At 73.8% G+C, this 9250-nt stretch carries 6 protein-coding genes and 1 pseudogene; 3 read left to right on the top strand and 4 right to left on the bottom strand.

The features are described 5' to 3' along the window. Positions 1-1189 precede the first annotated feature (1189 nt). The 3 genes from FMEAI12_RS08775 (at position 1190) to FMEAI12_RS08765 (ending at position 3230) form a co-directional block, all read left to right on the top strand. Entirely contained in the window at positions 1190-1501 is a 312-nt protein-coding gene (locus FMEAI12_RS08775; protein ID WP_235013835.1) for a helix-turn-helix domain-containing protein, read from the top strand. A 74-nt stretch (positions 1502-1575) separates the two neighbouring features. Beyond that, positions 1576-2214: a hypothetical protein gene (locus tag FMEAI12_RS08770; RefSeq protein ID WP_235013834.1), complete on the top strand. Its 639-nt coding sequence runs from the start codon at positions 1576-1578 to the stop codon at positions 2212-2214. Between the two features lie 26 nt (positions 2215-2240). Continuing rightward, positions 2241-3230: an NlpC/P60 family protein gene (locus tag FMEAI12_RS08765; RefSeq protein WP_112105634.1), complete on the top strand. Its 990-nt coding sequence runs from the start codon at positions 2241-2243 to the stop codon at positions 3228-3230. A 15-nt stretch (positions 3231-3245) separates the two neighbouring features. Here the strand turns inward: FMEAI12_RS08765 and FMEAI12_RS37060 are convergent, their stop codons facing one another. The 4 genes and pseudogenes from FMEAI12_RS37060 to FMEAI12_RS08750 all read right to left on the bottom strand — a co-directional run. After that, the gene (locus FMEAI12_RS37060) at positions 3246-3404 is read right to left on the bottom strand and encodes a hypothetical protein (protein WP_165938629.1); all 159 of its coding nucleotides are present in this window, start codon (positions 3402-3404) and stop codon (positions 3246-3248) included. Between the two features lie 460 nt (positions 3405-3864). Next, positions 3865-5493: an FAD-binding oxidoreductase gene (locus FMEAI12_RS08760; RefSeq protein ID WP_112105633.1), complete on the bottom strand. Its 1629-nt coding sequence runs from the start codon at positions 5491-5493 to the stop codon at positions 3865-3867. Positions 5494-5527: 34 nt separating this feature from the next. Next, the gene (locus tag FMEAI12_RS08755) at positions 5528-7942 is read right to left on the bottom strand and encodes a serine/threonine-protein kinase (protein ID WP_112105632.1); all 2415 of its coding nucleotides are present in this window, start codon (positions 7940-7942) and stop codon (positions 5528-5530) included. A 59-nt stretch (positions 7943-8001) separates the two neighbouring features. Beyond that, positions 8002-9250: pseudogene (locus FMEAI12_RS08750) on the bottom strand (serine/threonine protein kinase); the annotation flags it as partial.

Below are 9250 nucleotides of genomic sequence, written 5' to 3'. Positions count from 1 at the left end.
CCTCCGGCGCCTCGGGACGCTGAGAACGCGAGGCTGCGGACCCAGCCGAACCGGCGGCCCGGCCGGTTCCACCGGACCGCGCGCCACCGGACCGCATCGCGCCCGAACCACCGGCACTCGAGCTACCGGAACCCGAAGCACCGGAACCTGACCCGCCGGAACCAGGACGGGCCGCACTACCGGGAGTGCTCGAACCCGCGTACCCACCCGAGCCGGCTGACGAGCCCGGGCTCCCGGTGGCTCCGGCGCCGCCGGGGGTGCCCGGAGCGGCCGAGGTCGCGGGCGGGAAGCTCGGGTCCTTGCGGCCCATCGGCGCCGGCGGCGGGACGGCGCGGGGTGTGGCGGCCCGGCGCAGCATCGGCCGGCGCGGCGGGGCGGAGCCGTCGAGGGAGCCGTCGGGCGAGTCGACCGCCGCCGCGGCGCCCGCGTCGAACCGCCGTGCCTGGTCAGCGGCCCTGGGCGATTCGGGGCGCGGCGAACGGGGCGGCACGGCGCGGCCGCCGCGGGCAGCGTCGCCGGGCGGAACGGGCGTGCCGGGCGGAACAGACGACCTCGGCGGGACGGGCCCGGCTGCCGGCGGCGTGCGCGGCAGGCGCCGCCCCCGACGCTGCCCGGGCTCGCGCGGCTCCGGGGCGGTGCCGCGGGTCATGCCCGTCCGGCCTGATCCCGATATGCCGGACCGGCCTGCGGGGGGCGGGTCGCCGGACACCGCATCCTCTAGATGGAACGCTTGGTCCTGCCACGATCCGTCACCATCGTCGGTGGCGGAGACATCGTCGGGATCGCCGCGCCGACGGTTCCGACGGCGGGCAGCTCGGGCCGCCGAGCGGTCGTCGCTCTCGCCATCGCGAGCCGGGAGCTTGGCCGCGGATGGCGTAGGTGAGGGGATTCGCGCACCTATCAACGAAACGGGCCGCGCGTCCCCTTCCTCGCCGTACGGTGCCTGTGGCACATCGCTCACGCGCCGTCGCCCTCCTGGCAGGTCTGGGCTGATTGCAGGTCTGGGCTAGTTGGTGCCAGTTACGGTTACTTACTGTTACTTGCTCTCGGCTGCGGTCGGATCGATGTAACACGAGCCGTTCAAGTATGACAAGCGCCAGTTGGGACTCGCCAGGGCGGGCATTGCGGTGTTAGCCTCCCTCGCCGGTGCGTACCGGCGGACGATCGCCGGCTGAGAAAGGGGCCCTGGGTGGTGCAGGACGGCTTCTCGGTGGCCTCGTCGCGCCCGGCGCGGATGCCCGCGCGGCCTGTCTCCAGGACCGCGGAGCCGATGGCCCCGCCCGCCGCGTCGGGCGCTCCACCTGCGACGACGCCCCGCCCGCCGCGTCATGCGGACGACGACGACGTGCTGACCGTCGACGAGTTGGTCTCCTGGCTGCGGCTGTCCGAGAGCACCGTGCTCAAGCTCCTGTCGGAGCGCGCGATCCCGGCACGCAAGGTCGGGCATCAGTGGCGGATCCGCCGCGGCCGGGTTCGTGACTGGTTGGACGGCCACGAGTGAGACCACGCGGGAACGAGAGAGAATCACCGCATCGGCACTTTGGTTGCTCTCGGTCTAGGGCACCCGCGGCCTCCGTGATTTTGATCTCGTCGCTGCTGGTGGTCACGGCCGGGTGCGGGGCGATCGGCGACGCCACCCAACCGCCACCCTCGGCGACCACCGGGCCTCCGCCGGGCGCCAGCCAGGCCCCCGGCCCCCCGCTCGCCACCGCGACGGCCGACCCTCAGAGCACGGTCGATCCCACAGACCCGGTCTCCGTGGCGCGGGACTGTTTCACGAAGTGGCAGTCGTTCGACGCGCGGACCGACTCCGGCCCGTCGGCCGGGGTCGAACGCGCCCGTGACTGTCTGACACCGGATTTCGCCGCGGAGCTGAGCGGATCCGGCGCCGGCGCCCCGGCCTCCGGCGAGCCCGGCACCGGCGGTCCGGCCGCCGACCCGCAGGCCGGACCCGCCTGGGACAAGCTGCGTGCCGCCGGCACGCGGTCGACCGTCACGGTGCTCGCCGCGACCCCCGTCGGCGGCGCGGACACGACCGCATCCGGGCAGGTGTCGCTCCTGCTCAACGTGCGCCGGGAGACCGTGACCGGTGACGGGCCGCCCGAGGTCACCGTCTCCACGCCCGCGGTGACGATGCTCGTCGGCACCGACGGCACCTGGCGCCTTGCCGGCGCCGACCTCGCGAACGCCGCCGGCGACGCGCCGGGCCGGTAGCGGCGAGACGGACGGGGGCGGCTGGGATGGCGCTGAGATCGGGCCGGCGGAGAAGCTGGCTGGTCTGGCTGGGCGTCGGCGGCTTCGTGACCGTCGCCGGAGCCTTCCTGCTGATCTCCGTCCTGATCCTGCTGATCGCCGCGCCTTTCCTGGACGACAAGAACATCGGTGGCCGCACGATCGTCAACTCCGAGGGCATCCCGGCGGAGTACGTCCAAATGATCATTGACGCGGCCAACGCGGCGGGGTGCCCCGAGGTCACGCCCTCACTGCTGGCGGCGCAGCTGCGCCAGGAGTCCGGGTTCAACCCCCGGGCGCAGTCGCCGGTCGGCGCGATGGGCATCGCCCAGTTCATGCCGGGCACCTGGGCCTCGCACGGCACCGGCGACGTGTGGAACCCGGTGGACGCCATCCCGGCCGCGGCGCGCTACGACTGCGCGGTGGCTGCGTCGGTCGCGTCCGTCCCGGGGTCGGGGCAGGAGAAGATGCTCGCGGCCTACAACGCCGGGCCCGGTGCCGTGCTCGCGTACGCCGGTGTGCCGCCCTACCCGGAGACGCGCAACTACGTGCGCACCATCCTGGCGCAGGCGCAGGTGTACGGCGACGCCCTCGACACCGGGGAGACGGTCTCCGTCGAGGCGCTGGGTCCGGTGATCGACTTCATGCGCTCCCAGATCGGCAAGCCCTACGTCTGGGGGGCGACCGGACCGGGAGCCTGGGACTGCTCGTCGCTCGTCCAGGCCGCCTACCGGATGATCGGCATCTCCATCCCCCGGGTGACCACCGACCAGCTCGCCTTCGGCCCGCGCGTGTCGGGAGTCGACCCGCAGCCCGGCGACCTGCTGTTCATCCCCGGTTCGGACGGAACGGCCCTGGCTCCGGGCCATGTCGGCATGTACATCGGGAACGGGCAGGTCATCGCAGCGAAGGGAGCACGGTGGGGGGTCGTGCTCTCGGAGCTGTCGGACTGGACGACGGTCGTCGCGGTCACCCGTCCGCTGGCCCGCGACTTCTGACGGGAACGGGGCGGGTCAGACGGCCACGTCGGAGACGAAGTTGCTGAGGCCGTCGGCCACGGAGCCCAGCGCGCCGACCGCGCTGTGGATCACATCGGCTGCGTCTCCCGGCGAGTTGACCATGTAGAACAAGACGAAGATGGTCACACCCCACGGCCAGATCAGTTGCTTCATGTGGGTCCTCCCGAGGAGCTGTGGGCAGCCGGCGGCGTCGGCGACCGGTGCTGTTGGTAACCGTCGGCGGTTACCGACAGCACAGGTGTACTGACTTCGAGTAGCGGTCGCAAGAGGAACCGCCGTGCCACGGCGGGGTCCGCGCCGGGCCTACCGGTGGTCCTCCGGTGCCTCGATGTGGCGTCCTCGACGGGGGTGTGGCCTTCGTCCGGCCGCCGCCGGACCCGGCTGGCGTGGGCGGCGCCCGGATGCCGGGAACGCCTGTCGTCGCGCGAACACCGCCATGTGTCGGAAGACACAGAGTGGACAGTGGTTAGACCATCCGTAGCCAGTAGTCGGGCCGGAGGATCAACGAGTGTACTGATCCATGTCGCTCCGGGCGGGTTGACGTCGACTCCCTGCTCGGAGCGACAGCCAGCCGTCCCGTCCGGTTACCTGGAGTAATGATCGCTCGGGTCGATCAGGCAGGAGGGATGCTCTGGGCGAAGCGGAAGACGTTGTCCGGGTCGTAGGCGCTCTTGACCGACCGCAGGCGCGGCAGGTTCGTCCCGTAGTACGCCTCCGCCCAGTTCCTGAGCTCCGGATCGATGTAGTTCTGGTAGGCCGATGCCGACACATGGGGCGCCATGGCCGCCACCGTGGCCCGCAGCCACTCGGCGTTGCGGCGGCGCAGGTCGGCGCTGTCCCGCACGTCGTAGCCGGCGATGTACTGCGCGCTGGCCAGCACGTCGCGGTGCACGAACGCCGTCTCCCCCGCCCCGACCCGGCCGATCGCGCCGCCCCAGGAGTCGAGGATGACCCCGCCGGAGCGCAGACCGGCCTCCCGCTGACGGCTCTCGATCGCGCCCAGCAGCGCCTCCGACCCGGCCGCGGACAGCGGCTCGGTGAGGAAGTTCGAGGCGGCGAGCTGGGCGACCCGTTCCAGGGCCCCGCCCGGGCTCCGCCCGGCGAGATGGCACTGCGCGACCGTCCGCCCCGAGCAGCCGGCCTCGATCAGCATCGCCTCCAGCGGTTCCCGCTGGGCGGCGAAGGTGGACGTCGGCGCGCTGCCCACGGCGTCGACCAGCTCCGCCAGCAGCGCCCGGGCCGACGACGGAACCCCGGGCGGTTCGCTGATCACGCCGCTGATCCGGATCGTGGGCGTCCCGGTCCCGTTGGGCGTCGGCGCGGTGGTGATGACACAGGTCGACCACAGTTCGTCCGGTGCGCCCGGGCGCAGGTTCCACTCCTGCCAGGCCGCGACGACGGCGGCGGCCGCCGCCCACGGCCAGCGGTAGGTGAACAGGGTCAGCGGGGTCGCCCGGTGGGTGGCGAAGGTGAAGGACGTGACCACGCCGAAGTTGCCGCCGCCGCCGCCACGCAGCGCCCAGAACAGGTCGGCGTCGCGTTGGCCGTCCACCTGGATGATCTCGCCGGAGGCGAGGACCACCTCGGCGGCGAGCATCCGGTCGCAGGTCAGGCCGTGGCGCCGGCCGACGACCCCGATCCCGCCGCCGAGCGTCAGCCCGGCGATCCCGACCGTCGGGCAGGAGCCGGCCGGTAGCGCGGCGCCCGCTGCCGCGAGCTGGGCGTAGACGTCCACGAGCTGGGCGCCGGCGCCGATCGTCGCGATCCCGGAGCCGGGGGTTCCGGTGCCGCCGGTCGCGCCGCCCATCCCTGACCGGATTCCCGGGTGCACCGCGTTCAGGGTGGAGACGTCGAGGAGCAGGCCGCTCGTCGTCGAGTAGCCGCCGTAGCTGTGCCCGCCCGCGCGGGCGGTGAACGGGATGCCGGTGGACCTGGCGAAGGCCACACCGGCGGCCACATCGGCCGGGGAGGCACAGTAGGCGATCGCCCGCGGCCGGATCCGGTCGAAGGCCGGGTCGAAGAGCTGGCTGGCGGTGGGGTACTCGGCGCCGCCGGGCCGGACCAGCCGGCCGGAGAGCCGGTCGGCGAGCCGGCTCCAGTCCCGCTCGGTCGGCTCGCCGTTGTCGTCGCCGCCGCAGCCGGCGAGGCCCGCGCCGAGCCCACCCGTACCGAGCGCCACCAGGCCCGCCCCGGCGAGCCGCAGCGCCCCGCGCCGATCGAACATCCTGCCTGTCTCGTCCATCCCCGCCCGGCCCGTAGCACCTCGCCCGGACTGTTTACTCCTCCGCCTGCCGCAGAACGGTCGTCACGGTGCGGTCGAGGGCGATTCGCCGGACGACACCGTAGCTGCCCTCGCTCACGTACACGGCGCCGGAAGTGTCGACCGCCAGCCCCGTGGGGGAGGAGATGCGGGTCTCGGTGGCCAGGGCGCCGTCCGCGTCGTCCGCGGTGGACTCGTCGCTGCCGGCGAACGTCGTGATCTTACCGTCCGGAGTGACCATCCGGATCACGTTGTTGTACGTGTCGGCGATGTAGAGCTCGCCTGCCGGGCCGAGGGCCAGGTCCTGCGGGGAGGCGAGCAGCGCGTCGACCGCGGGCCCGTCGTCGCCCTCGTACCCGGACTGCCCCGGCTTGCCGGCGACGAGCGTGATCTTTCCGTCCTTCGTGATCCTGCGGACGGTGTGGGCGCTGCTGTCCGCGACGTAGAGGGTGCCGTCGTCGGCGAGTGCGAGCCCGGACGGCGAGGTGAGGGTGGCGTTCACCGCCGGCCCGCCGTCGCCGGCCGTACCCGACTCGTCGGCGTTGCCGGCCACCACCGAGATCAGGCCATCGGTGGTCACCTTGCGGACGCGGTAGCCGGCGGTGAGGTAGAGGGTGCCGTCCTCGGCGGCGACCACCGCCGAGGGACCGGACAGCTTCGCGCCGACGGCGCGGCCCGCTCCGCCGCCGAAGCCGGTGCCCGGCCCCGCGCCGGCGACCGTGGTGATGGTCGTGTCGTCGTTGACGCGGCGGACGCGGCCATCGTCGCTGTCGGCGATGTACACCTCGCCGCCGGGGCCGACCGCGACCCCGGCCGGCCCGATCAGGTTCGAGGCCACGGCCGGGCCGCCGTCGCCGAGCACGGGGGTGGGGGACGGGGACGGGCTGGCGCTGCCGGTGGCCGTCGCGCTGCCGGTGGCCGTGGCGCTGGGCACGGGAGCGGGCGGGCCGACCCCGGCGATCCGGGTGACCACGCCGTCCGTGCCGAGCCGGAGCACCTGGCCCTGGCCGGACGAGCCGCCGCCGTCGACGACGTAGAGGGAGCCGTCCGGACCGACGTCGATGCCCTCGGTGGTGTAGAGGCCCCTGACCTCCGCGGCGGCGCCGTTCCAGGCAGGGCGGTCGGGATCGTCGCCGGACCCGGAGACCCAGAACCCGATGCCGATCGCCGCGGCGAGGACGGCGAGGGTGGCGACCGAGGCGATCAGCGCCGTCGGGCGCCGCGGGCCGCGCCGGCCGCCGTTCGCGTGCCGCCGTCCGCCACCCGCCCGCCGGCCGCCGGCGCCGGCCTGATCGACCGCGGTGGGTGCCAGCGTCGCGTACGGACCGGAGCCGCCCCGGCCACCCGGCCCGGATGGCCCACCTGACCCACCTGGCCCACCTGGCCCGGATGGCCAGCCAGGCCCGCCCGGGCCAGACGAGAAGTGGCCCATGGGGCCGGTGGGTGGCGGTCCGCCCCGGCCGGCCTGAGGCCGTCCGAGGTGCGCGGCGAGTTCTCCTGGGGTGGGGGTGGTCCCCTGGGTGTGGCCGGCGGCGGCGAGGATCTCGTCCGGCAGCCGCACCGGCACCTCGCTGGCCGTCAGCCAGCCTGGTCCGAAGACCGTGGTCGCCGCCGTGGCGAGCGCGAGCGCGAAGTCGCGGGCCGTCGGCGGGCGCCACCCCGGCTCCTTGGCGAGCGCCGAGAGAATCACCGCCGCCAGCGGCGGCGGCGCCTCGACCAGCGGCAGCGGGGCCACCGACAGGTGGTGGTGCAGCAGCGCGGGGACGGTCAGCCCCGACGGGAACGGGGTCCGTCCGGCGAGCAGCTCGTAGAGGACGACGCCGAGCGAGTAGAGGTCGGTGCCCGGCCCGAGGCGGCTCCCGGTGATCTGCTCCGGCGCCATGTAACGCGGGGTGCCGACGAGGCCGGTCGTGGTCGCCGCCGTGGTCTCGAGGATCTTGGCGATGCCGAAGTCGGTGACCTTGGGGATGCCGTCCCCGGTGAAGAGGAGATTGTCCGGCTTGATGTCGCGGTGCAGCACGCCCCGGTCGTGCGCGGCGGCCAGCGCGCTCGCCGCGGCCAGCCCGATCGCGCAGACGGCCCGCGGGTCGCGCATGGCCGGGCCGCGGTTCTTCAGGCTGCCGCCGGTGAGCTGCTCCATCACGAGCAGGCACAGGCCGTCGCGCTCGACGTAGTCGTAGATCCGCACGACGTGCGGATGGTCCAGCCCGGCGAGGACACGGGCCTCGGCGAGGAACCGCCCGCGCAGGTCGCCATCACTGCCGCTGTGGCCGTCGCCGCCCGGCTCCAGCAGGACCTTGACGGCGACGTCGCGGTCGATCAGCCGGTGCCGGCCGGCCAGGACGGCACCGAAGCCGCCCCGGCCGAGCTCGCCACCGAGCTCGTATCCGGTCAGGGCCGCGGCGACGCGGTTGGTGTCGACGAATGTCACGTGACGGCCCCCCGCCGGGCCGCGTGCACTGCTCGCTGTCGGGTCATCTCCGCGCCGCCCTACTGCGCGACCGTCGTGATCGTCCCGTCCGGAGCGATGCGGCGCAGCCGGTTGTTGCCCGAGTCGGCGATGTAGAGCGCGCCGTCGGCGTCCTCGGCGACCGAGCTGGGCTCGTTGAACTGGGCGGCCGCGGCCTGGCCCCCGTCGCCGCCGGAACCCTCGGCCCCGGTGCCGGCGATCGTGGTGATCGTCCCGTTCGGGTCCACCTTGCGGACCCGGTTGTTCCCGTAGTCGGCGATGTAGATCTCCCCGCCGTTGCCGAGGGACACCGACGGGACGGAGAGCTGGGCCGCGGTGGCGGGGCCGCCGTCGCCGGAGAAGCCCTTCTGCCCGTTGCCCGCGACCGTGGTGATGATCCCGTCCTTGGTGATCTTCTGGATGGTGTTGCTGCCGAGGTTGGCGATGTAGAGCGTTCCGTCGTCACCCAGCTCGACGTCGTTCGGGCCGTCCAGCTTGGCCGCGGTGGCGGGGCCGCCGTCGCCGGAGTAGCCCTGGAGGCCGGTGCCGGCGATCGTGTTGATGATCCCGTCCGGGGTGATCTTCCGGATGCGGTGGTTGTCGTAGTCGGCGATGTAGATCGAGCCGTCCGGGCCGATGGCGACCTTCTCCGCGCTGTTGATCTGGGCGGCCGTGGCCGGGCCGCCGTCGCCGGAGAAGCCCGCGGTGCCGGTGCCGGCGATCGTGTTGATGATCCCGTCCGGGGTGATCTTCCGGATGCGGTAGTTCTGTGCGTCCGGGATGTAGATGTTGCCGTTCTTGTCCGGCACCGCGGAGCCGGGGCCGTTGAGCTTGGCGGCCGTGGCCGGGCCGCCGTCGCCGCTGTATCCGTCCGCGCCGGTACCGGCGAGGTCGGAGACCTCCCCGGTCCTGGCGACCTTCTGAATCCGGTCGGACGACAGGCTCGTGATGAACAGCGTGCCCTGCGGGTCGATCGCGACGCTGTACGGGCTGAGGCCCTGCACCGTCACCGGCGTTCCGGTGTAGGCGACACCGGGGACCGGGAGCACCGACACCTGGTCGCGGCCCGAACCGCTGTCGTCGCTGCTGCTGCCGCCCGACAGGCCCACGATGAGGCCGATGGTCAGCACCACGACCACGGCGGCGGCGACGGCGGCGAGGATCAGCGTCCGGTTGTTGCGGTTCGGGGGTCCCGGCTGGGGGCGGTGGCCGCCCATGGGCGGCCGTGGCGGGGCCTGGTGCGCGGGCGGGCGGGGCCCGGAGCCCTGCCAGCCCTGGCCACCGAAGTTC

Source organism: Parafrankia sp. Ea1.12, from assembly GCF_900465275.1.
GTDB classification, from domain to species: Bacteria; Actinomycetota; Actinomycetes; order Frankiales; family Frankiaceae; genus Parafrankia; species Parafrankia soli.
This window is presented reverse-complemented; position numbering and strand designations above follow the sequence as displayed.

Excerpts from the sequence above, each read along its gene's own strand:
- FMEAI12_RS37060 (WP_165938629.1), bottom strand. The coding sequence starts at position 3,404 with ATGAAGCAACTGATCTGGCCGTGGGGTGTGACCATCTTCGTCTTGTTC.
- FMEAI12_RS08760 (WP_112105633.1), bottom strand. The coding sequence starts at position 5,493 with ATGGACGAGACAGGCAGGATGTTCGATCGGCGCGGGGCGCTGCGGCTC.
- FMEAI12_RS08765 (WP_112105634.1), top strand. The coding sequence starts at position 2,241 with ATGGCGCTGAGATCGGGCCGGCGGAGAAGCTGGCTGGTCTGGCTGGGC.